We start from the raw sequence: 244 nt of genomic DNA, 5'->3' as shown, positions 1-244 counted from the left end.
GAAGCACGAGCTGCTGCGCAACCCGCAAGGCCCCGTGCGTGGGAAACTCCAGACTGTAGGCCATGATCGCCGCTTCCGCCTCGTCGCACACCCGATTGGGATGCGACCCCCTGGGGCCGGGCAGCCGATCCAGCAGCCCCTGCGACCCATGCGTCTGGAAGTTGCGCCTGATCTCGTAGAACTGTTGCCGCGAATAGCCCATCACCTGGCAGGCTCGGCTCACATTGCCCAGTTCGGTCGCAAG

At 65.2% G+C, this 244-nt stretch carries 1 protein-coding gene; it reads right to left on the bottom strand.

Features of this window, described 5'->3' with window-relative positions:
• A partial coding sequence (locus tag ACYYG1_RS17775; RefSeq protein ID WP_461211659.1) for a helix-turn-helix domain-containing protein occupies positions 1-244 on the bottom strand: 244 nt, incomplete at both ends.

This window comes from Desulfocurvus sp. DL1XJH-121, assembly GCF_054819825.1.
The sequence above is the reverse complement of the archived record's forward strand: the minus strand, read 5'-3'. Positions and strand labels throughout refer to the sequence as shown.